Raw genomic sequence first — 21,371 nt, forward strand, 5'->3', positions numbered from 1 at the left:
GCCCGCGAGGTCTACCGCACCCTGACCAGCACATCCACCACACCAGCCAACCAAAACGATCTTGCTCCTGCAGCTTGACATCTATAGGAGCATCCACGGCGTCTACGGGGGCTGCGTCCGTCCCGCCCCCTCCGACGGGACGGACGCCTCCCACCGGGCCATCGGCGCCCGCCCCGCCCCCTCTTCTGGGGCCGACGACGCCGATGGCGCCCGTGCGGTCACGGGACGGCGGCGGCCCTTCCGTCCGGTCGCCGCGGCCCCGGACCATCAACCCCCTAAGGCTTCGAGAAGGGCCCGCCCCTCGGCGTAGGGGGCGGGTAGGCGTTCGGCCCTGACCAGCTCGTCCCTGACCAGAACGCCGTCGCCGGGACGGCCGAGCCCGTACGCGTCGTTCTCACGGGCGCCTGCCGGGAACGAGCCGACGCAGGACGTCCCGGCGAGCAGGCCGCGCGGCGCGGCGGCGCGTCCCGTGCCGACCAGCGTCAACGTCTTCCCGCCATTGAAGACGGTGCGCAGGTCGCTCGCCACCACCGCGGGCCTGGCGCCGCCAGGGCGGCGGGCCGTCCGCACGCGACGGCCATGCCGCGAGCCCGCCAGCGCTGCCGCAGCGCCGCCTGATCAGCGCGGTCGCCGCGAATCCGCCCGCCAGGTTCGTCATGCCGCCTCCGCTCGCCGCACAGCGTCGCCCGCCCGGAGGGCCGGTCACCGGCGGGGGCGGCCCGCCGGCGCGTCCTCACCACCGGAGACGGCGAAACGGTTGGGTCATGACGCGGTTTGCGGAATCATCTTGCGCGACTTTACGTGTCTGTGGAGTCACGATAAGTGTTCGGTGAACCGGCGCGGCCCGGCAAGGGACCGCCTCGATCGGCCCGGGAGGTTTTCGTGAGCGACGCCGCGTCGCCGGACCCCAGCGCGACGGAGGCGAGCGACGCGGCCCTGATGTCACGCATCCACGCCGGTGACATGTCGGCCTACGCGGAGCTGTACGAACGGCACCTGGCCGCCGCCCGGACCCTGGCCCGGCATCTGATCGGCGCCGACGCCGCCGAGGACGTCGTGCAGGACGCCTTCGCCAAGGTCCTGGACATGCTGCGCCGTGGCGGCGGCCCCCGCTCGGGGTTCCGCCCGTACCTGCTCACGGCGGTCCGCCGCACCGTCTACGACCGGTACCGGGGCGAGCGGCGGCTGCAGTCCACCGACCAGATCGAGATGTACGACCCGGGCGTCCCGTTCGTCGACCCGGCGCTGGAGGGGCTGGAGCGCTCGATGATCGTGCGGGCGTTCCGGTCGCTGCCCGAGCGCTGGCAGACGGTGCTGTGGCACACCGAGATCGAGGGCGCCAGACCGGCCGAGGTGGCGCCGCTGCTCGGCCTCACCCCCAACGGCGTGGCGGCGCTGGCGTACCGCGCGCGCGAAGGGCTGCGCCAGGCGTACCTGCAGATGCACCTGCCCACCACGGACCCCGCCACGGCCCCGCTGGACGAGGAGTGCCGCGCGACGCTGGACAAAATGGGCTCGTACGTGCGCGGCGGCCTGTCCAGGCGCGAGTCGCGTCCCGTCGGACGTCACCTGGACGACTGCGAACGCTGCAAGGCGATCTACGCGGAGCTGGCCGTCATCAACTCCGCACTGCGCGACGTCATCGGCCCGCTGTTCCTGGGCGCGGCGACCACCGCGTACGTCGGCGCCGCCAAGGGCGGGTCGGGGTTCGGCGGCGTTCTCGGCCGGTGGCGGCGGATGCCGAAGCGGCGGCAGGCGCTCGGCGCCGGGGCGGCGGCGGCCCTGGCGGCGCTGGTCGGGCTCGCGTTGGTGCTGATGTCGGGAAGCGAGCCGATCCAGCCGGTGCCCCGGCCGCCCGTCCACTCTCCTTCTCCCGCACCGCCCCAATCGGCACCGGACCCGAAACCGCCCGCCGCCCAACCGCCGCCCGCCGTCACCCCGCCGGTGCCCCGCGACACGCCGTCGTCACGCTCCCCCGCCCCCGGAGCCGCCCCCGACCCCGGAGCGGAACCCGGAGCCGACCCCGTGCCCACGCCGTCGCCCTCGGCGAATCCCCCGGCCGTGCAGCCTCCGGCACGGTTGACGGTGCGCATCGAGGCGCTCGGCGCCCTGGTGCGAGACCAGCCGGGCATCGTGGCGATATCGGTCGGCAACGACGGCGCCGGCCTCAGCGGAGACCTGGTCGCCGACGTCGCCCTGCCGCCCGGCGTGACGTACGCGGGCGGCCCGACCGGACGTGACGCGGCGCTGTTCACGGAGCGGCACGCGCCCGGTGACGGCTGGCACTGCCGCCCGAGGGCGGGCCGGGTGCGCTGCACCCGCGCGCCGCTGCCTCCGGGCGCCGTCACGTCCGCGTACCTGCACGTCGACGTCGACGCTGCGGCGCCCTACGACACGCCGCCTGCGGCCACGGTGACCTCGGACGGCGACGGCGCCGCCGAGGCCCGCGCCCCGCACGGCGTCATGCGCGACGGCCTGCCCGCCCGTTTCGCCGCCGACGGCAACCTGCGCGTCGTCCACGCGGGCAACGCGCTGCTCACCTGCGAGCATTCTCGTCCCGGCTGCCGCCGCGCGGCGCGCCGCGAGGGCGGGCGGCGCGACAACGACCGGTGGCGGATGCGGCGCCTCGACCGGGACGGTTCGAACGCGACGAGGACGTCGAGCGCGGCCCGGGTGCGGCTGCCCAGGCGACCGGAAGTGCTGTGGGCCGGGCTGTACTGGTCGGCCACGACGCGCGCCGCCGGGCCCGTCACCCTCCGGCTGCGGCCGCCGGGCGGGTCGTACCGTTCGATCCGCGCCGCCGAGGTGAGCCGCGGACGGCTGCCGAGCGGCCCGGTCTACCAGGCGTTCGCCGACGTCACCTCGCTCGTGCGGCAGTACGGCGGCGGCGTGTGGTGGGGCGCCGACCCGCCGCTGCGCACGGGCGTGGCGCGGTACGCGGGGTGGGCGCTGGTGGTGGTCGCGGCGTCCCCGGAGGCGCCGCACCAGCAGGCCATGGTGCTCGACACGCTGGGGGCGAGGCGGGCGCCGACGCTCGGCCCGGGCCTGCGGCGGCGGCTCGACGCGCCGGTGGGCGGGCTGTTCACCGGCGCACGGCCCGGCCGTGTCGGCGCGGTGACCTGGGAGGGCGACGCGGATCTGCCCGGCGACCGGCTGCTGCTGGACGGACGTCCGCTCGTGCCCGCGTCGGGCGACCGCGATCCCCGTAATGTCCTGGACGGCTCCGCCGACGGCGCGATCGGCCCGGGGCTGTCCTTCGGGATAGATGTCGATGTCTTCCCGGCGTTTCTCCGTCGCGCCGGGACAGTGGCCTTCACCACCGGGCGGGACGCCTGCCTGCCGGGGGTCCTCACCGTCGCCGGGCCCTTCCCCGGTTAACTTCTGGTTTCCGACACCCCACGACTGAACCGCGAAGCCGATTCTTCCCGTAAAGATCATGCGGATGCATTATGGACAGACCGGAACGGCTGGTAGCGTCCCGCGCTGACAGTCCGCGAAAGCCGGGTGGGGTGGTCGACCGCCGGATTCGCCGCCTCGCGGGCTCGCGCCCGACCACCTGTCATGAAAGAGTGGCGAATCGCCGTATCGGCTTACGTGGCCAGCGGCCTTCACTACGCTATAGACGCCGGGTCAATTCCGTCGGCTCACGTCCGGGCGAGCAGGAAGGGCGGGCCACCCGAGATGGTCACCCCGAAGAACCTGACCGTGCAGTGGGTCCCCGGAGAGGTCCCGAGTTGAGGAAAGGCGGTGCCGCATGGATCGCTGCGCGCTGTTCGTGGACGCCGGCTATCTGCTGGCGGACGGCGCCATGGCGGTGCACGGCACCCGCCATCGGGAAACCGTTTCCTGGGACTTCGGCGGCCTGCTGCAGCTGCTGGGCGGCCTCGCCCGCGAACGCACCGGCCTGCCGCTGCTGCGCTGCTACTGGTACGAGGCGACGGTCGAGGGCCGCCGCTCCCCCGAGCACGAGGCGCTGGCCGACCTGCCCGGGCTCAAGCTGCGCCTGGGCCGCATCCGCCCCGGCCGCCGCGAGGGCGTCGACACCGAGATCCACCGCGACCTGATGACGCTGGCGCGCAACGGCGCGCTGGCCGACGCGGTGATCGTCAGCGGTGACGAGGACCTCGCCCAGGTCGTCGCGGACGCCCAGGACCTCGGCGTCCGGGTGACCGTGGTGCACGTGGCGGTCGACGGCAACTGGACCATCTCGCGGGTGCTGCGCCAGGAGTGCGACGACCTCATCGAGCTGGCCGCCGGGCAGTTGCGCCCGTACGTCAACCTGCTGGCGGGCGTGGAGTCGGCCACGGGCTCGTCCGGCCTGCCCGCCGGGCCGCTGTCCAACGGGCACGGCGGCGGATCGGGCGCGGGCGGCGCGCTCGGCCCGCTGCAGAGCGTCTCGCCCGGCGGCCCGCCGCCCTCCACGCCGCTCACCGGGCCGCCGCAGCTGACCGGCTCGTCGTCGGGGCCGTCGTCGTCCGGCATGGGCGCGGGTCCCGGCACCGGATCGGGGTCGTCGGGCGGTTACGGTCTCGGCGCGCCCTCCGGAATGGGCTCGTCCGGGGTGGGCTCGTCGGGGGTGGGCTCGTCGTCCCCCATCGGCTCGTCCTCCGGCATCGGGTCGGCCTCCGGCCTCGGCACGGGCGGCGGCACGACGTCCGGCCTGGGGTCGGGCATCGGATCGGGGATCGGCGCCGCCAAGCCCGGGTCCTCCGACACCGGCTCGGGCCCGCCGGCGCTCGGCCCGGGGACGGGCATCGGTTCCGGCTCGGGGCTCGGCTCCGCTTCCGGGCTCGACTCCTCCTCCGGGATCGGCTCGACGTCCGGCATCGGTTCCACGTCCGGGATGGGATCGGGCATGGGCTCGGGGATCGGGTCGTCCTCCGGCATCGGCTCGGGCTCCGGCCTGGGCTCGTCCGGGACGTCCGGCCTGGGCTCGGGTTCCGACCTCGGCACGGGGACGGGCGGCTACACCCCCGGGTCCCTCCCGGGCACGCCGCCGCCGTCGTCCACCACCGGGCCCCTGCAACCGGCGCCGGCCACACCCGCCCCGACCGCGCAGACCACCGCCCCGCAGAGCACCACCGGCCCGCAGTACGTCCCGTCGCCCTCGTCCGGGCAGACGCCCGTGCCGGGCCAGCCGGTCGGCCCGTACACCGGTCCGCAGCAGATCGCGCCGGTGCCCGTCCAGCAGAACACGCCCACCCTGGCCGACGCGGTGAAGGCGGCGCACCAGGAGGGGCAGGACTTCGGCGAGTCGGTCGCCCGCGACGCGCCCGCGCTGTGGCTGGAGGCGGTGCTGGCCCGCAAGCCGCGCATGCCCTCCGACCTGGAGGCGCGCCTGCTGCAGGGCTCCTCGCTTCCGATCGACTTCCTGCTGCACGACGAGGTGCGGCACGCGCTGCGCCGCGGCTTCTGGGACGCCCTCGAACGCTCCCGCCGCTGAACCGCCGGCGCGGCGGCCCGGCCGGCCACCCGGCACAGCGGACCGGTCCGCCGGTAAGGCAAGATCAGCGAGATTCTTCGCTGAACATGTAGGTAATTCACGATCATCCTCGATTCACCCGCTTCGTTCGCCGAGTGACGGGTAGCGTTGAAGCGTGACCCATGTGACGGAAGACGATCTCGACGACCTGGAGTTCGACACCCTGCGCACGGGCGACCACATCAGCGCGGCGCGGCGGCTCGGCGAGCTCGCCGAGTCGGTGTCCGGCGGGGTGTCACGCGCCAAAGTGCTGCTGCGCGCGGGGGAGCAGTGGCAGCACGCGGGCCGTCACGACAAGGCGGCCGAGTCCTACCGCATGGCCATCGAGGACGGCGGCGACACCTACGGCGACCCGCGCGCCTACCTGGCCGACGCGCTGTTCGAGCTCGGCCGCGCCGACGAGGCCCGCAAGCTGGTCGAGGAGATCCGCGCCGACGACCCGCGCGACCCGGAGGTCTACCGCGCGGTCGCGGAGGTGCTGTACGCCCAGGGCGACGCGGCGGGGGCGCACGAGTGGGCCACCACGGGCGCCGACGTGGTGCTCGCGCTGCGCGACCGGGCGGTCGGCACCGGCATGGGCGCGGGATCCGACGCGGCGACCGCGGGCAGGGCCGTCACCACCGGCGAGAAGCCCGACCGGCCCGACGAGCCCGGCCCCGAGGACGTGGCCATCGCCGAGGACAGCCTGGAGGCCCTGCTGCGGCTGCGCTACCGCGCCCGCGTCGACCTCGGCCGCGCCGAGGACGACTACGACGCCCTCCTGGACGACCTGCTGAAGAACAACTGAGCGCTCACAACGCGGCGATCAGCTCGCTCAGGGCCTGCGCGACGCCGGCCGGCGGCGCCTGCTCCCGGACGGTCCAGCCGCGCAGCCGCGCCTCGCGCATCGCCCGGTCGTGCTCGCCGCGCGCCGACCGGGTGCGCAGGTAGCCGCACGGCGCCTCCGGCCAGTCGGGCGGCATCGGCACGCCGTGGTCGTGCGTGAGGGGACGCGGCAGTTCGGCGTCGACGAAGACGTACCCGCCGACCTTGCGGTGCGCGGCCCGCTGCGCCAGCGCGACGCCCGGCAGCAGCGGCCCCGCCGCGCCGTGCCCGGCCAGCACCAGCGGCGCGGCCGGCGCCGTCGCGGCGATGATGAGCGACGCCCGCGCCACGTACCGCGTGCCGTCCTCGCCCTGGACGTTGGGGGTGACCACGTCCAGCCCGTACGAGCGCAGCACCTCGGGCAGGTCGCCCCACATGCCGGCGGTGGCGTGCGGGGTGTGCAGCAGCACGAGGGTCCCGGGCGTCATCGCTCCACCTCCCACGGCCCCGTGGCGGGTTGCCGCCACGCTACACGGGACGGCGCGGTCATGAGGGCATGGAACGGCACCAATAGGGTTGGGGGATGTGAGCGATCGTGATGACCTGCTGAAAGAGATCAAGGACCGGGCCGTCGTGCACGGCGACTTCGTGCTGTCGTCCGGGCGGCGCGCGTCCTGGTACGTGGATCTGCGCCGGATCACCCTGTCCGGCCGGGTGGCGCCGCTGGTCGGCCGCGTCATGCTGGACGTGACCGCCGACCTGGACTACGACGCCGTCGGCGGGCTCACGCTCGGCGCCGACCCGGTGGCCACGGCCATGCTGCACGCCGCCGCGGCCCGCGGCCGGGAGCTGGACGCGTTCGTCGTCCGCAAGGAGGGCAAGGCGCACGGCCTGCAGCGCCGCATCGAGGGCCCGGACGTGGCGGGCCGCCGCGTGCTGGCCGTGGAGGACACCTCCACCACCGGCAACTCGGTGCTGACGGCCGTGCGGGCGCTGCGGGAGGCGGGCGCGGAGGTCGTCGCCGTGGCCACGATCGTCGAGCGCGGCGCCGCCGAGAGCATCGCGGCCGAGGGCCTGGAGTACCGCCATCCGTTCGTCCTGGACGATCTGGGCGTCTCCTGAGGGCGGGCCCACGCGTGCGCGACGGACGGTGCCCGGGCACGCCGGGCACCGTCCGCGACGCTGCTCAACCTCCCGAGGGTCACCCCCTGGACGGCACGAACCAGTTCTTGCGCTCGCCGGCCGTCGCGCGGGGCTGCTCGCGGCCGTAGATGAGCACCTCGACGGCACCGCCGTCCGCCGCGACCACCTGGAGGGGGGCCTTGTCGTACTGGCGTTCCTCGCCGGTGTTGAGCACGCCCTGCTGCAGCACCTCGCCGGTCTCCGGCACGGTCACGACCACCTTGGTGGGCGCTCCGATCACCCGGATGACCAGGGGGGTGGAGGCGGCGCTCCGCGACCTGGAGCTGCGCGTGGGGGCGGGGTCCGCGGAGCCGGGCGGGCCGGCGGTGCCGGCCGTGGCGGCTGTCTCCGGGGGGCCGCCCTCGCTGTCGGAGCTCAGCGCGTTCACCAGCGCGACCCCGCCGACGACGAGAAGCGCTAATGCCAGCATCACGGCCACGGCCGCGATCAGTATGCGCGCAAGACCCCGAGGGTCCGACCGATGACGTCCCACATGGGGAGGTTAGCGATAAGTGTCACTGCTGAGCGACGGACGTGACTCTTCAGAGCCATTCTTATTCGCTCCGTGGCGCTGGCCCTTCCTTACCTCCAGGACGATCGGGATGACCGACAGCACCAGGATCACCGCCACGCCCGGCAGGATGTAGCGCTCGATGTCCGGGACGCTGGTGCCGAGGAAGTGGCCCGCCAGGAACATGGCGTCGGCCCACACCACGGCGCCCAGGGCGTTCCAGACCAGGAACCGGCGGGGCGGCATGCCCAGCATCCCGGCCAGCGGGTTGAGGAAGGTCCGCACGATGGGGATGAACCGGGCCAGCACCACCGCGCGCGCCGGGCCGAACCGGTTGAAGTAGTACTCGGCCTTCTCCACCCACTCCCGGCGGAACAGCCTGGAGTCGGGGCGGTCGAACAGCCGCCGGCCGTACCGGGCGCCGAGCCAGTGCCCGAGCTGGGCACCGACGATCGCGGCGATCGGCCCGCCGACCAGCAGCCAGGGCAGCGACAGCGGCTGGAACTTCTGGCCGTTGACCTCGGTGACCGCGGTGAGGATCCCCGCCGTGAACAGCAGCGAGTCGCCCGGCAGGAGGCAGCCGACCAGCAGCCCGGTCTCGGCGAAGATGATGGCGAGCACGCCGATCGTCGCGAAGGTGCCGAACAGCTGCAGCCACGCCGTGGGATGCAGCCATTCGGTGATGTTCGAGGAGATGAGCGCCAGATCCACGAACCGAGACTACCGGCCGGCGCGTCGGCCCACCGTAAACAGTCCTCGTCCGTTCGCCCCGCCGACACCGTTGTTCTCCCAGATCACGGGCATACCCCCCGGCACGGGGGCGGTGGCGCCCGGTGACATTCCGTAGGTGCCACGACTGGCCTGACCGGGAAAATTCGAGATACTGACTGCTGTGGCGCCCGTCGGTCCGCGGACCGGGCGGAGACTCGGCCCGGTGGCCGACGCGTCACGCCCGGCCTTTCCGTTGTAGGGGCCAAGCCTGCGACGCGGTCCACACGGCCGGATGCCCGGCGGCACCATCGCGTAAGAAAGGACGCTCACCATGCCCATCGCGACCCCAGAGGTCTACGCGGAGATGCTCGACCGTGCCAAGCAGGACGGTTTCGCCTACCCCGCGATCAACGTGACCTCCAGCCAGACGCTGAACGCGGCGCTGCGCGGCTTCGCCGAGGCGGAGAGCGACGGGATCATCCAGGTGTCGACGGGCGGCGCCGAGTACCTGTCGGGCGCCACCGTCAAGGACATGGTCGTCGGCGCCTCCGCCCTGGCCGAGTACGCCCGGGTGGTCGCCGACAAGTACCCCGTCAACATCGCGCTGCACACCGACCACTGCCCCAAGGAGAAGCTGGACGGCTTCATGCGTCCGCTGGTCAAGATCTCCCAGGAGCGGGTGGCGCGCGGCCAGGAGCCGCTGTTCCAGTCGCACATGTGGGACGGGTCGGCCGTCCCGCTGGACGAGAACCTGGCCATCGCCGCCGAGCTGGTGGAGGAGTGCGCCAAGGCCCGCGTGATCATGGAGATGGAGATCGGCGTCGTCGGCGGTGAGGAGGACGGCATCGTCGGCGAGATGAACGAGAAGCTCTACACCACGCCCGAGGACGCCCTGGCGACCGCCGAGGCCGTCGGGCTGGGCGAGAAGGGCCGCTACATCCTGGCCGCCACGTTCGGCAACGTGCACGGCGTCTACAAGCCCGGACACGTCAAGCTGCGTCCGGAGGTGCTCAAGGAGATCCAGGACGCGGTCGGCGCCAAGTACGGCAAGGAGCGGCCGTTCGATCTGGTGTTCCACGGCGGCTCCGGGTCCAGCCTGGAGGAGATCCGGCAGGCGGTGTCGTACGGCGTCGTCAAGATGAACATCGACACCGACACCCAGTACGCCTTCACCCGTCCGATCGCCGCGCACATGTTCACCAACTACGACGGCGTCCTGAAGGTGGACGGCGAGGTCGGCAACAAGAAGAAGTACGACCCGCGGTCCTACGGCAAGGCCGCCGAGGAGAACATGGCCAAGCGGGTGGTCGAGGCCTGCGAGCACCTGCTGTCGGCCGGCAAGAAGATCAAGTAGGTCTCCTTCGGACCCCCGGGCGGCGCCACGCCGTCCGGGGGTTCGTTGCGTCACGCAACGCCTTACCCTGAGAACGTGCTGCCCCGCACCTACGACTCGCAGAACTGCTCGGTGGCCCGCGCCCTGGAGGTGGTGGGCGACCGCTGGACGCTACTGATCATCCGCAGCGCCTTCGAGGGCGTGCGCCGCTTCGACGACTTCCAGGACGATCTCGGCATCGCCCGCAACGTCCTCACCGACCGCCTCACCCGGCTGTGCGACGAGGGCCTGCTGCGCCGCGTCCGCTACCAGGAGCGTCCCGACCGCTTCGAGTACCGCCTCACCCGCAAGGGCGTCGAACTGTGGCCCGCGGTGATGACCCTGCTCCTGTGGGGCGACCGCCACTACGCCCCAGACGGCCCGCCCGTGATCATCGGCCACCGCGGCTGCGACGGCAGGCTGACCGCCCGCCTCACCTGCGACGCCTGCGGCGCCTCCCTCGGCCCCAGGGACGTCGAGGCCCGCCCCGGCCCCGGCGCCTGACCTCTTCGCCAGTTGCGTGAAGCAACCCTGTCGCGGTCCAATAAGTTGCATGACACAACTCGCTTTGGCCAGTCCCAGCTTCGCCGGCCTGGCCAGCGTGGACGACGTGCGCATCCGCCCGTACGGCGCCCACGACGAGCAACGCCTCCTGCGCATGTCCCAGCGGCTCTCCCGCCGCAGCCTCTACCACCGCTTCTTCGCCGGCACCCCGCACCTGCCCGACAACTACGTCCGCTCCCTGCGCACCCTGGACCACTGGGACCGCGAGGCGATCGTCGCCGTCCTGGACGGCGAACTGATCGGCACCGCCGAATACGTCCGCGACGCCGCCCGCCCCTGCGAGGCCGATCTGGCCGTCCTGGTGGCCGACTCCTGGCAGCGCCACGGCCTGGCCCGCATCCTGGTCGCCTGCCTCGGCGACCTGGCCCTGCGCCGCCGGATCACGGCCTTCCGCGCCGACCTGCTGCTGGAGAACCGCGAGGCCCTGGCCGCCCTGAGGACCATGTGGCCCACGGCCCGCCCCACCTGGGACGGGACCTCGGCCCGCTTCCACCTTCCCCTGACGCCTTCCTGACGCCCCTCCAAGCGAGGGCGGGCCGCAGCGCGTCACACCGCGATGTGGTCGGCGGTGGCCTGGGCCCACCTGCGGTAGCCCGCGGCCGAGGGGTGGAAGCGGTCGCGGGCGAAGAAGTCCGGCCCCACGGGCACGATGCCGGCCGAGTTGATCCAGGTGGTCCGTGGTCGCCCGGCGCAGATTCGCCGGGAGACCGCGTCGAGTGCGTCCGCGCGCTGGGCGAGGTAGCGGCCCAGCGCGGCCGGGAGCGAGGAGAACGCTTCGAACGGCGGGATTCCGGCCACCGCGACGTGCGCGGCACGATCGTGGAGACCGCTGACGATGGCGGCGAGGTCCTCACCCCATGCCGCGGGGGCGCGCCGGGTGAGCACGTCGTTGACGCCGGCCAGGAGCACGGCGGCGTCCAGGTCCTCGGGGAGCCGGGGCAGGAGCCCGTGGCGGATGACGTGGGCGGTGGCGGAGTTGCGCCCGACCGCCGCCCAGGTGACGGGCCGGTGGGCGCGTGCGGCCAGTTCGCGTGCCAGGGCGGCCGCGAATCCCTCGTCGTGGGTGCCGACCCCGCAGCCGGCCGCGGTCGACTCGCCCAGGACGGCGATCCGCAGCGGCGGGCCGGACCCGTCGCCGACGCTTCCCTCGGCCGGGCCGGACGCTTCGGGGAGCCGTTCGGTCCGGGATCGGACCCATATCCCCTGCGCGGCGATGACGGGAAGTAGGAGCGGGTTCATGAACTCGTCCTTTCGGGACGCAGGGACGCCACGGCCGCCCGGCTCCCACCGGTCAGGTCCGCGCCTATCGCCTGGAGAAGCACCACCAGCGCGCCGCTGGCCGCGAACCGTGCCATGTCGTCAGGCGTGGCCTGGGTGAGCCGCTCGGTCTCCTGGAGGACTCCCGAGATGACGGAGCGGCAGCGGGCCGCCACCTCCTCGTCCCGGCGCGCGGCGGCACACGCCTGCAACCAGAAACCGCTGACGACCCCGTCGGCGACCAGTTCCCGGAAGCCCGCGCCCATCGCCTCCAGCGGATCGTCCGGGCACGTCTCCGCGGCCCGGCGGAACACCTCGCGCACCCGGTCCTCGAACTCGTCCAGGCACGCCAGGAAGAACGACCGCTTGTTCCCGAACAGCCGGAACATGTAGGGCTGCGACACCCCGATCTCGTCCGCGACCTGCTGGATCGCCGCCATCGTCAGGCCGTGGTCGGCGAACACCCACATTCCCGCCGCGACCGCCTGCCCACGCCGCTGCGCGGCGGTGCTCCGCTTGGCGCCCATGGCTCGAATTTACCTTAGTAACCAGTTACTACCAAATGTTCGCGGCCATGAGGAATCGGGCTGATGCCGGTCCCTGCCCGCTGTGGCGCACGTCACCGGGCCGCGCCTGTCACAAGGATCGGGGTCACCGGTGTCTGGTGTCCGACAGCCGACAAACGGAAGAACGGAAAAAGTCATGAGCAAGGTCTGGTTCGTCACCGGTTCGTCGCGCGGTCTGGGCCGCTGTTTCGTCGAGGCCGCTCTTTCTCGCGGCGACCGGGTGGCCGCGACCGCACCGAGCACCGGAAGCCTTGACGAGCTGGTCGCCGCCTATGGCGACGCGGTACTCCCGCTCGAACTTGACGTGACCGACAAGGCCGCCGTCTTCGACAGCGTGCGGCGGGCCAAGGAGCATTTCGGCCGTCTCGACGTCATCGTCAACAACGCCGGCTACGCCCAGATCGGCGCGATCGAGGAGCAGACCGAGCGGGAACTGCGCGACCAGTTCGAGACCAACGTGTTCGACCCGCCCCTGCGGGTGCTCTTCGGCCAGGGCTTCTACGAGAGGCTCCAGCAGGTCTACGCCGACCGGCTCAAGACCTGGGCCGACGGACAGGACCTCTCGATCGAGGCGCACGGCGAACTCGCCCCACGTTGACAGGTCGCGACGCAGACCCCTCGGCGCGCGACCGTCCGGGCGCGCCGCGGGGTGGGCATCGAGGGGCACTACTTCGACGGCTGAACCCGCCGGGGCGGCCCCTGGGCCGCCCCGAGCCCCCCGGCCGACCGAGTTGATATGGACGAGCTGGTGGGACTTACGATGAGCCGCATGACCCAGAACCTGCTCGGCGGACCGCCCCCCACCCATCTTCCGGACAACGCTGATGCCCGCGAGGCACTGGAGAGCGGCGTCGACCCGTTCGAGGTCGCCGCCCGTCATCCGGACTACCCCGCCGTGTGGGCCGAGCTCGCCGACCGGGCCTTCGCGCGGGGCGGCGTCATCGACTCCTACGCGTTCGCGCGCACCGGCTACCACCGCGGTCTCGACCAGCTGCGCCGGGCGGGCTGGAAGGGCCACGGGCCCATCCCGTGGGAGCACGAGGCCAACCGCGGGTTCCTGCGGGCCCTGCACGCCCTCGGCCGGGCCGCCGCGGCCATCGGCGAGGACGACGAGGCCGAGCGGTGCCGGACCTTCCTGCGCGACAGCAGCGAGGCGGCCGCCAAGGCGCTGACCTCCTGACCTCACCCGTCACGGGCGCCGCAACCGGTATGTATGGCCCCTCCGGGCCGTGAGGTGCGTTTTCCTCTGTCTCCGGTGGCGGGTACGATGCGATCGCAAGAGGCCCCTTCGCGCTTGCGACCAGGGGCCTTCGTCGTGGGAAGGAAAGATCGGCATGCCGGCCATCGTTCTTGTCGGAGCCCAGTGGGGAGACGAGGGCAAGGGCAAGGCCACCGACCTGCTCGGCGGGGACGTCGACTACGTCGTCCGCTACCAGGGTGGCAACAACGCCGGACACACCGTGGTCATCGGCGACGAGAGCTACGCGCTGCACCTGCTGCCGTCGGGGGTGCTGTCCCCGGACGTGGTCCCGGTGATCGGCAACGGGGTGGTGATCGATCCGGCCGTGCTGCTGTCGGAGATCGACGGCCTGAAGGAGCGCGGCGTCTCCTGCGAGCGGCTGCTCATCTCCGCCAACGCGCACCTGATCATGCCCCACCACCGGGCGCTGGACAAGGTGACCGAGCGGTATCTGGGCAAGGCCCGCATCGGCACGACCGGTCGCGGCATCGGCCCGGCGTACGCCGACAAGATCAACCGCATGGGCATCCGGGTGCAGGACCTGTTCGACCCCAACATCCTCACCCAGAAGCTCGACCTGGCGCTGCGCGAGAAGAACCAGGTCCTCACCAAGGTCTACAACCGGCGCCGCATCGACACCGGCCCCATCGTGCAGGAGTACGTCGAGTACGGCGAGCGGATCCGCCCGTACGTCACCGACACCACGCTGGTGCTCAACAAGGCGCTGGACGAGGGCAAGGTCGTGCTGCTGGAGGGCGCCCAGGGCACGCTGCTGGACATCGACCACGGCACTTACCCGTTCGTGACGTCGTCGTCTCCCACGGCGGGCGGCGCGTGCGCCGGGTCCGGACTCGGCCCCACGAAGATCACCAAGGTGATCGGCATCCTCAAGGCGTACACGACGCGGGTCGGCTCGGGGCCGTTCCCCACCGAGCTGCTGGACGAGCAGGGCGAGTACCTGCGCAAGACCGGCGGCGAGTACGGGGTGACCACCGGCCGCGACCGCCGCTGCGGCTGGTTCGACGCGGTGATCGCCCGTTACGCCACCCGCGTCAACGGCATCACCGACTACTTCCTGACCAAGCTGGACGTGCTGTCGGGCCTCGACCGGGTGCCGGTGTGCGTGGCGTACGACATCGACGGCGTCCGGCACGACGAGATGCCGCCGTCGCAGACCGAGTTCCACCACGCCAAGCCGATCCTGGAGTACCTGGACGGCTGGCAGGAGGACATCAGCGGCGCCAAGACGTTCGCCGACCTGCCCGACAACGCCCAGGCGTACGTGCGGGCCATCGAGGAGATGGCGGGCGCGCAGATCTCCGCGATCGGCGTGGGCCCGGGCCGCGAGCAGACGCTGTCGCTGCGTCCGCTGGTCTGAGCGCGGCGCCCGCGCGGGCAACGTCGTCTGAACACCGTCTTACATGCGGTTTCATGTTTTCTCACCGGTCGGCCACCATGCGTTAGTGACAAGGCTGTAGCGTTCCACGCGTGATTTTCACCGGGGGAGCCGTCGAGCTCCACGGCCATCGGGGAGCACGGGGACTTCGACCGGAGAACACTCTGGCGGGCTTCGCGCACGCGCTGGAACTCGGCGTCGACGCGATCGAGCTCGACGTCGGCATCACCGCCGACGGCGTGGTGGTGCTGAACCACGACCAGGTGCTGTCCCCCGTGACGCTGGCGGACACCGCGCCCGCGCGTCCCGGCGACCCGCTGTTCCCCTACGTGGGCAGGGCCATCCGCGATCTGACGCTGGAGCAGGTCAAGACGCTGGAGGCCGGCGTGCGCCGCCCGCGCGGCGACGACGACCCGTTCGTGCTGACGCAGCTTCCGGTGCCGGGCACCTCACTGCCGACGCTGGCCGAGGCCTGCGCGCTGCTGAGCGGCGCGTACGACGTCGTTCTCGCCGTCGAGCTGAAGACGGACCCGAGCTGGCCGGACGCCGACGTGGAGCGCTTCACGGCCGCCGTGGCGGAGGTCCTGGAGGAGTTCGGGCTGACGGGCCGCAGCCGGCTGCTGGCGTTCGACTGGCGGGTGCTGACGGCCGCGCAGCGCCACGCCCCCGCCGCCGGGCGGGTCGCGCTGGTGGAGCGGCGCACGCTCGTCCCCGACTCCCCGTGGCTGGCGGGGATGGCGCCCGACGACCCCGCCGGCAGCGCCATGAAGATCGGTGCGACGGCGCTGTCACCCGAGCACCACCTGACCACGCCCGTGCTGGTGGACGAGGCGCAGACGCTGGCGCTTCCGGTGGTGGTGTGGACGGTGAACGAGCCGGAGGAGATGTCGCGGTTCATCGGTTACGGCGTGGACGCGATCGTCACCGACTACCCCGACAGGCTGCGCACCGTCCTCGCCGAGCACCGCCTGCCGCTGCCCAGGCCGATGGCCGCGCCGATCCCGCAGTGAGCCCCCCGCCGAGCGAGCGAGCGCGTACACGCGCCGCCGCCCCCGCGAGGCTTACTGCGGGAACGGCCGGTCACAACCAGCCGTTGCGGCGGAAGCCCCGGTACAGCGACACACAGGTCACCGCGATGATCCCCAGGATCATCGGGTAGCCGTACTTCCACTTCAGCTCGGGCATGAACTCGAAGTTCATGCCGTAGATCCCGGCGATCGCGGTGGGCACCATGAACAGCGCGCCCCACGCGGAGATGCGGCGCATGTCCTGGTTGTCGCCGACCGTCACCTGCGTCATGTGCGCCTGCAGGATCGGGTTGAGCAGTTCGTCGTAGGACTCGACCTGCTCGCGCACGCGGGTCAGGTGGTCCTCGACGTCGCGCAGGTACTCCTTGATCTCGGCGGGCACGAAGCGGCGGCCCGACAGGTTGCGCAGCGGCCCGGCCAGCGGCCCGACGGCCCGCTTGAGCTGGATGACCTCGCGCTTGAGCCGGTAGATGCGGCGCGACTCGTCGGTGCGGTCGGGGGAGAACACCGCCTCCTCGACCTCGTCGATGTCCTCCTGGACGGCGTCGGCGACGGACACATACCCGTCGACGACGCTGTCGGCGATGGCGTGCACGACGGCGGCCGGGCCGAGGGCCAGGCGCTCGGGGTTCTTCTCCAGGCGGCGCCGCACCGGGCCCAGCTCGCCGTGGGCGCCGTGCCGCACCGTGACCACGAAGTCGGCGCCGCAGAAGATCATGATCTCGCCGGTCTCGACGACCTCGGCGCCGCCGGGCTCGCGCCGCACGTACCCGACGGTCTTCATCACCAGGAAGTGGACGTCGTCGTAGCGCTCCAGCTTGGGCCGCTGGTGGGCGTGGATGGCGTCCTCGACGGCGAGGGGGTGCAGGCCGAACACGTCGGCCAGGTCGGTCAGCTCGGCGGCGGACGGCTCGTGCAGCCCGACCCACACGAAGCCGGCGCTGTCGCCGTCGGCGGTCAGGCGGCCGTCGCGGATGAGGCGGACGGCGTCGGCGGCGGTGTCGGTGGACACCCGGTTGCCGTCGATGTACGCGGCCCAGTCGATCACCGCCGTGTCGCGGAGCGGGCCGCCGTTGGAGGAGCCGGACGCGTGCGGTCGTCCCCGCGTCCGGAAAAGCGACATCGTCGCGCGACCAGGGCGGACCCTTGTCATGGCCATGAGGTTGCTCCTAACCCGCCGGCCACACGCGCGCAGCGCGCGCTCACCCGTGCGTCAGCGGGAGGAGCGCGCGAAGCCGGAGGCCGGGCGCCTGGAAGAGGCGGTCGGACGAACAGTCGGCATCGGACTGTGAGGGAGTTCCGGCGTACTGCAAGGATCGCCAGGGCTCATCACGACCACCTCCCTTCGCTCACGGCCGTCAGATCACAGCCTCGGCAGCCTACCAGTCGACATATAAGACGATGCGGGCGACGGCACGGTTGACGCCGCACGACGTGTTCGTGGTCACTCGACCGGGGGGACGCGCGGGGCTCCGGGCCATGGCGTGCTACGCCGTCCGGACGCCCGCATCATTATCGCAACGTTCGCGCCCCCATGCGTATGCCCTGCACAAGGCCAGCCGTTGAACAGCTCCTGACAGCTCCCAACCGGTCCTTAACTCGTCTCAACGCGCCTTAACCGGCATTGACCCGCAGTCGCCACCGGGCGGACGGCTAAGCTCGCGTGACGTGCGAGTACTCCTCCTTGGATCCGGCGGCCGTGAGCACGCGCTCGCCCGCGCCCTCAGCCTTGACCCCGCCGTCACCGCCCTGCACTGCGCGCCGGGCAACCCCGGCACCGCCGCGCTCGGCGACAACCACGCGCTGAACGTCACCGACCCCACCGCCGTCGTCGAGCTGGCCCGGCGGCTGCGGACGGAGCTGGTGGTGGTCGGCCCCGAGGCCCCCCTGATCGCCGGGGTGGGCGACGCGCTGCGCGAGGCGGGCATCCCCTGCTTCGGCCCGGACCGCGCGGCCGCCCGCATCGAGGGGTCCAAGGCGTTCGCCAAGGAGGTCATGGCCGCCGCGGGCGTGCCGACCGCCGCGTCGCACGTCTGCGAGTCGGCGCACCAGGCCGAGTCGGCGCTCGACGCGTTCGGCCCGCCGTACGTGGTGAAGGACGACGGGCTGGCCGCCGGGAAGGGCGTGGTCGTCACCGAGGACCGCGACGAGGCGCTGCGGCACGCCGCCGCGTGCGGGCGGGTCGTCATCGAGGAGTACCTCGACGGCCCGGAGGTGTCGCTGTTCGCGCTGAGTGACGGCCAGCACGCCGTGCCGCTGCTGCCCGCGCAGGACTTCAAGCGCGCCTACGACGGCGGCGAGGGCCCCAACACCGGCGGCATGGGCGCGTACACGCCGCTGCCCTGGGCGCCCGCCGGGCTGGTGGACGAGGTGATGGAGACGGTGGTGCTCCCCACCGTGACCGAGCTGCGCCGCCGTGAGACGCCGTACGTCGGGGTGCTGTACGCGGGGCTGGCGCTGACGTCCAAGGGCGTGCGGGTCGTGGAGTTCAACGCCCGTTTCGGCGACCCGGAGACGCAGGTCGTGCTGGACCGCCTGGCCACTCCCCTGGGCGGGCTGCTGCAGGCGTGCGCGATCGGCGGGCTCGCCCCGTCCACGCGCCTGGAGTGGCGTCCGGGCGCGGCCGTGACGGTCGTGCTGGCGGCCGAGAACTACCCGGCCTCCCCGGCGAAGGGCGACGTGATCACGGGGCTGGAGGAGGCCGCTCAGGTGCCGGACGCCTACGTCCTGCACGCCGGCACGGCCGTCGGCCCCGAAGGCGGGCTGGTGTCGGCGGGCGGCCGGGTGCTGAACGTCGTCGGCACCGGCGCGGACCTGACGCAGGCGCGCGACCGCGCGTACGAGGCGCTCGGCCGGATCGGCCTGCGCGGCTCCCACCACCGCACCGACATCGCCCGGCAGGCCGCCGCCCAGTCCGCCTGACCGGCGCCTGAGCGGCGCGCGCCGCCGCGCCGCCCGCGCGACCGGCGCGAATGCGCCTGACCGGCCCCGCGCAGCCCGTCCCCCAGGGCCCGGGCACCTCGCGCGACCTGCGAGAATCGGGGGCGTGATCGAACGGTACACCCTTCCGGAGATGGGGCGCGTCTGGAGCGACGCGCACAAGTACGAGCTGTGGTGCAAGGTCGAGACCCTGGTGGTCGAGGCGCACGCCGCGGCGGGCACGATCCCGGCGGAGGTGGTCGAGCCGGTGCGCAACGCGCCGCCGCCCACCCCGGAGGCGGTGCACGAGATCGAGGCGGTCACCCAGCACGACGTGATCGCGTTCCTGTCGGCGTGGGCGGACAACACCGAGCCCCGTGAGGCGGCCCGGTACGTCCACTTCGGCATGACGTCCTCGGACCTGCTGGACACCGCGCTGGCCCTGCAGCTGGTGGAGGCCACCGACATCCTGCTGGCCAAGGCGGACGCGCTGGTCGCCACGCTGCGCGACCACGCCCTGGCGCACCGCGCCACGCTGCGCGTGGGCCGCACGCACGGCATCCACGCCGAGCCTGACGTGTGGGGGCACCGGGTCGCCGACTTCGCGTTCGGCATGGCGCGCTCCCGCGACCGGCTGCGCCGCGCCCGCGAGGCCGTCGGCGTGATGGCGATCTCCGGCGCGGTCGGCACCTACTCCAACATCGACCCGGCGATCGAGCGGCAGGTCGCCGACCGGCTCGGGCTGCGCCCCGCCGACGTGTCCACGCAGGTGGTGCTGCGCGACGGCATCGCCGAGTGGACGTCCGCGCTGGCGATCATGGCGACGGTGTGCGAGGCGATCGCGCTGGAGGTGCGGCACGGGCAGCGCACCGAGGTGCGCGAGCTGTGGGAGCCGTTCGGCAAGGGCCAGAAGGGCTCCTCGGCCATGCCGCACAAGAAGAACCCGATCATCTCCGAGCGGCTGGCGGGGCTGGCGCGGATCGTCCGGGCGCAGATCGTCCCGGTCCTGGAGGGCGTCCCGCTGTGGCACGAGCGCGACATCTCGCACTCCTCCACCGAGCGGATCGCGCTGCCGGACGCGTCCACCGCGCTGGACTACATGCTGCACCTGACCAACCGGCTGATGTCCGGCCTGGTGGTGGACGTCGACCGGATGAAGGCCAACCTGGAGTCGACCGGCGGGCTGATCTACACCTCCACGGTGCTGCTGGAGCTGGTGGAGATGGGCATGTCGCGCGACGACGAGGCGTACCCGCTGGTCCAGAAGGCCGCCATGGAGACCTGGCAGACGGGCGTGCCGTTCCGCGAGACGCTGCGCAAGCACGCCGCCTCCTGGAACGAGGGGGCGGGGCTGGCCCTGGACGAGGCGCGGCTGGACGAGGTGTGCCGCCCCGAACGGTTCGTGGAGCGCCTCGGTCCCGTCTTCGACCGCCTGGCGGCCCTCACCTGACCCGCACCGCGCGCACCGCGCACCGCCCCGGGCGCGCGCAGCATCCCTAGGAGTCGCCGTGACGGTATCCGCGAGGGGGGACGACCTCCCCCGTGGAGTGCTCACCGAGCTGAACGTGTACCCGTTCAAGAGCGGCCGTGGCACGTCCCTGCGCACCGCCGAGCTGACGCCCACGGGGCTGACGCACGACCGGGAGTTCATGCTCGTCACCCCTGAGGGGCGTTTCCTGTCGCAGCGGGACTTCACCCGGATGGCCCTGCTGCGGCCGTCGTTCGACGGGGTGGTCCTGACCGTGGAGGTCGCCGACCCGGCGGCCGGGGTCACGCCGCTGGTGCACAAGGCCGTGGCCGACGGGCCGGTGCGCGAGGTGTTCGTGCACCGGTCCGCCTGCGAGGGGATCGACCAGGGCGACGAGGCGGCCGCCTGGTTCTCGGCGCTGCTGGGCGCCGACTGCCGCCTGGTGCGCTTCACCGGCCACCGGCCGACCTCGCGGGCCGGCGGCCGGGTCGCGTTCGCCGACGGCTACCCGCTGCTGGTGATCTCCGCCGAGTCGCTGGCGGACCTGAACGCGCGGCTGGCCGAGCCGCTGCCGATGAACCGGTTCCGGCCCAACCTGGTGATCGAGGGGCTGGGCGCGTTCGGTGAGGACGCGGCGCGGCTGCTGCGGGTGGGGCCCACGGTGATCGAGCTGGTCAAGGCGTGCGCCCGCTGCGTGATCACCACGACCGACCAGGACACCGGCGAACGCGGACGCGAGCCGCTGCGCACCCTCGCCGCGTACCGGACCATCGGTCGCGGCATCCGCTTCGGCCAGAACGCCGTCCCGCGAACCCTGGGCACCCTGACGGTCGGCGACCCGGTGGAGGTCCTGGAGGCACGGTAGCGCTGC

General features: G+C 72.8%; 21 protein-coding genes. 14 read left to right on the top strand and 7 right to left on the bottom strand.

Annotated features, from left to right (window positions below; genetic code table 11):
- Positions 1–267 precede the first annotated feature (267 nt).
- A complete protein-coding gene (locus ABZ801_RS00005; protein ID WP_360690490.1) occupies positions 268–528 on the bottom strand; it encodes a hypothetical protein in 261 nt (86 codons plus the stop codon).
- A 354-nt stretch (positions 529–882) separates the two neighbouring features.
- Here ABZ801_RS00005 and ABZ801_RS00010 point away from each other — a divergent pair, with 354 nt between their 5' ends.
- The 3 genes from ABZ801_RS00010 to ABZ801_RS00020 all read left to right on the top strand — a co-directional run bounded on the left by ABZ801_RS00010 (position 883) and on the right by ABZ801_RS00020 (position 6,269).
- Positions 883–3,378: a sigma-70 family RNA polymerase sigma factor gene (locus tag ABZ801_RS00010; protein ID WP_360690493.1), complete on the top strand. Its 2,496-nt coding sequence runs from the start codon at positions 883–885 to the stop codon at positions 3,376–3,378.
- A 376-nt stretch (positions 3,379–3,754) separates the two neighbouring features.
- Positions 3,755–5,443: an NYN domain-containing protein gene (locus ABZ801_RS00015; RefSeq protein ID WP_360690496.1), complete on the top strand. Its 1,689-nt coding sequence runs from the start codon at positions 3,755–3,757 to the stop codon at positions 5,441–5,443.
- 154 nt (positions 5,444–5,597) lie between these two features.
- Positions 5,598–6,269 (top strand): tetratricopeptide repeat protein, encoded by a 672-nt coding sequence (locus tag ABZ801_RS00020; protein ID WP_360690499.1) that lies wholly within the window; start codon positions 5,598–5,600, stop codon positions 6,267–6,269.
- A 4-nt stretch (positions 6,270–6,273) separates the two neighbouring features.
- Here the strand turns inward: ABZ801_RS00020 and ABZ801_RS00025 are convergent, their stop codons facing one another.
- Entirely contained in the window at positions 6,274–6,774 is a 501-nt protein-coding gene (locus tag ABZ801_RS00025; RefSeq protein WP_360690502.1) for a hypothetical protein, read from the bottom strand.
- A 97-nt stretch (positions 6,775–6,871) separates the two neighbouring features.
- Between ABZ801_RS00025 and pyrE the strand changes: the two genes are divergently transcribed.
- On the top strand, positions 6,872–7,408 hold the full coding sequence (gene pyrE, locus ABZ801_RS00030; protein WP_344958813.1) for an orotate phosphoribosyltransferase: 537 nt from the start codon (positions 6,872–6,874) through the stop codon (positions 7,406–7,408).
- A 79-nt stretch (positions 7,409–7,487) separates the two neighbouring features.
- Here the strand turns inward: pyrE and ABZ801_RS00035 are convergent, their stop codons facing one another.
- A complete protein-coding gene (locus ABZ801_RS00035; RefSeq protein WP_360690506.1) occupies positions 7,488–7,898 on the bottom strand; it encodes a hypothetical protein in 411 nt (136 codons plus the stop codon).
- Positions 7,899–7,970: 72 nt separating this feature from the next.
- Entirely contained in the window at positions 7,971–8,690 is a 720-nt protein-coding gene (locus ABZ801_RS00040) for a DedA family protein (protein ID WP_360690509.1), read from the bottom strand.
- Between the two features lie 331 nt (positions 8,691–9,021).
- On the opposite strand from ABZ801_RS00040, the gene fbaA reads away from it, so the two are divergent.
- The 3 genes from fbaA to ABZ801_RS00055 all read left to right on the top strand — a co-directional run bounded on the left by fbaA (position 9,022) and on the right by ABZ801_RS00055 (position 11,140).
- Complete coding sequence (gene fbaA, locus ABZ801_RS00045) at positions 9,022–10,044, top strand: class II fructose-bisphosphate aldolase (RefSeq protein ID WP_360690512.1); 1,023 nt, start codon at positions 9,022–9,024, stop codon at positions 10,042–10,044.
- Between the two features lie 75 nt (positions 10,045–10,119).
- Positions 10,120–10,566, top strand: coding sequence for a helix-turn-helix domain-containing protein (locus ABZ801_RS00050; protein ID WP_344958805.1), 447 nt, complete (start codon positions 10,120–10,122; stop codon positions 10,564–10,566).
- A gap of 49 nt (positions 10,567–10,615) precedes the next feature.
- Positions 10,616–11,140, top strand: a complete 525-nt coding sequence (locus tag ABZ801_RS00055) for a GNAT family N-acetyltransferase (RefSeq protein WP_360690516.1) — start codon at positions 10,616–10,618, stop codon at positions 11,138–11,140.
- Positions 11,141–11,172: 32 nt separating this feature from the next.
- On the opposite strand, the gene ABZ801_RS00060 is transcribed toward ABZ801_RS00055, so the two are convergent.
- Together ABZ801_RS00060 and ABZ801_RS00065 are read right to left on the bottom strand one after the other, a co-directional pair.
- Positions 11,173–11,865, bottom strand: a complete 693-nt coding sequence (locus tag ABZ801_RS00060; RefSeq protein WP_360690519.1) for an SGNH/GDSL hydrolase family protein — start codon at positions 11,863–11,865, stop codon at positions 11,173–11,175.
- Positions 11,862–12,410: a TetR/AcrR family transcriptional regulator gene (locus ABZ801_RS00065; protein WP_360690522.1), complete on the bottom strand. Its 549-nt coding sequence runs from the start codon at positions 12,408–12,410 to the stop codon at positions 11,862–11,864. The genes ABZ801_RS00060 and ABZ801_RS00065 overlap by 4 nt, the downstream gene beginning before the upstream one ends.
- Before the next feature lie 175 nt (positions 12,411–12,585).
- On the opposite strand from ABZ801_RS00065, the gene ABZ801_RS00070 reads away from it, so the two are divergent.
- The 4 genes from ABZ801_RS00070 to ABZ801_RS00085 all read left to right on the top strand — a co-directional run bounded on the left by ABZ801_RS00070 (position 12,586) and on the right by ABZ801_RS00085 (position 16,095).
- Positions 12,586–13,047 (top strand): SDR family NAD(P)-dependent oxidoreductase, encoded by a 462-nt coding sequence (locus ABZ801_RS00070; RefSeq protein ID WP_360690525.1) that lies wholly within the window; start codon positions 12,586–12,588, stop codon positions 13,045–13,047.
- A 162-nt stretch (positions 13,048–13,209) separates the two neighbouring features.
- Complete coding sequence (locus ABZ801_RS00075; protein ID WP_344958795.1) at positions 13,210–13,629, top strand: DUF3151 domain-containing protein; 420 nt, start codon at positions 13,210–13,212, stop codon at positions 13,627–13,629.
- A 154-nt stretch (positions 13,630–13,783) separates the two neighbouring features.
- Positions 13,784–15,067 (top strand): adenylosuccinate synthase, encoded by a 1,284-nt coding sequence (locus ABZ801_RS00080; RefSeq protein WP_344958793.1) that lies wholly within the window; start codon positions 13,784–13,786, stop codon positions 15,065–15,067.
- A gap of 110 nt (positions 15,068–15,177) precedes the next feature.
- The gene (locus ABZ801_RS00085) at positions 15,178–16,095 is read left to right on the top strand and encodes a glycerophosphodiester phosphodiesterase family protein (protein WP_360690530.1); all 918 of its coding nucleotides are present in this window, start codon (positions 15,178–15,180) and stop codon (positions 16,093–16,095) included.
- A gap of 70 nt (positions 16,096–16,165) precedes the next feature.
- On the opposite strand, the gene corA is transcribed toward ABZ801_RS00085, so the two are convergent.
- Entirely contained in the window at positions 16,166–17,272 is a 1,107-nt protein-coding gene (corA, locus tag ABZ801_RS00090) for a magnesium/cobalt transporter CorA (RefSeq protein ID WP_360690533.1), read from the bottom strand.
- Positions 17,273–17,781: 509 nt separating this feature from the next.
- Between corA and purD the strand changes: the two genes are divergently transcribed.
- From purD to ABZ801_RS00105, 3 genes are all read left to right on the top strand, one after another.
- A complete protein-coding gene (gene purD, locus ABZ801_RS00095) occupies positions 17,782–19,035 on the top strand; it encodes a phosphoribosylamine--glycine ligase (RefSeq protein WP_360690536.1) in 1,254 nt (417 codons plus the stop codon).
- Between the two features lie 124 nt (positions 19,036–19,159).
- On the top strand, positions 19,160–20,482 hold the full coding sequence (purB, locus tag ABZ801_RS00100; protein ID WP_344958783.1) for an adenylosuccinate lyase: 1,323 nt from the start codon (positions 19,160–19,162) through the stop codon (positions 20,480–20,482).
- 58 nt (positions 20,483–20,540) lie between these two features.
- On the top strand, positions 20,541–21,365 hold the full coding sequence (locus ABZ801_RS00105; RefSeq protein WP_360690539.1) for an MOSC N-terminal beta barrel domain-containing protein: 825 nt from the start codon (positions 20,541–20,543) through the stop codon (positions 21,363–21,365).
- Positions 21,366–21,371: the final 6 nt, after the last annotated feature.

The organism is Actinomadura sp. NPDC047616, assembly GCF_040642915.1.
Classification (GTDB): Bacteria; Actinomycetota; Actinomycetes; order Streptosporangiales; family Streptosporangiaceae; genus Spirillospora; species Spirillospora miaoliensis.

What these genes read in the sequence shown, in the direction of transcription:
- ABZ801_RS00035 (WP_360690506.1), bottom strand. Translation starts at nt 7,898, where the DNA reads ATGCTGGCATTAGCGCTTCTCGTCGTCGGCGGGGTCGCGCTGGTGAAC.
- ABZ801_RS00080 (WP_344958793.1), top strand. Translation starts at nt 13,784, where the DNA reads ATGCCGGCCATCGTTCTTGTCGGAGCCCAGTGGGGAGACGAGGGCAAG.
- fbaA (WP_360690512.1), top strand. Translation starts at nt 9,022, where the DNA reads ATGCCCATCGCGACCCCAGAGGTCTACGCGGAGATGCTCGACCGTGCC.
- ABZ801_RS00065 (WP_360690522.1), bottom strand. Translation starts at nt 12,410, where the DNA reads ATGGGCGCCAAGCGGAGCACCGCCGCGCAGCGGCGTGGGCAGGCGGTC.
- ABZ801_RS00060 (WP_360690519.1), bottom strand. Translation starts at nt 11,865, where the DNA reads ATGAACCCGCTCCTACTTCCCGTCATCGCCGCGCAGGGGATATGGGTC.
- ABZ801_RS00055 (WP_360690516.1), top strand. Translation starts at nt 10,616, where the DNA reads ATGACACAACTCGCTTTGGCCAGTCCCAGCTTCGCCGGCCTGGCCAGC.
- ABZ801_RS00025 (WP_360690502.1), bottom strand. Translation starts at nt 6,774, where the DNA reads ATGACGCCCGGGACCCTCGTGCTGCTGCACACCCCGCACGCCACCGCC.
- ABZ801_RS00015 (WP_360690496.1), top strand. Translation starts at nt 3,755, where the DNA reads ATGGATCGCTGCGCGCTGTTCGTGGACGCCGGCTATCTGCTGGCGGAC.
- ABZ801_RS00075 (WP_344958795.1), top strand. Translation starts at nt 13,210, where the DNA reads ATGAGCCGCATGACCCAGAACCTGCTCGGCGGACCGCCCCCCACCCAT.
- corA (WP_360690533.1), bottom strand. Translation starts at nt 17,272, where the DNA reads ATGGCCATGACAAGGGTCCGCCCTGGTCGCGCGACGATGTCGCTTTTC.
- ABZ801_RS00070 (WP_360690525.1), top strand. Translation starts at nt 12,586, where the DNA reads ATGAGCAAGGTCTGGTTCGTCACCGGTTCGTCGCGCGGTCTGGGCCGC.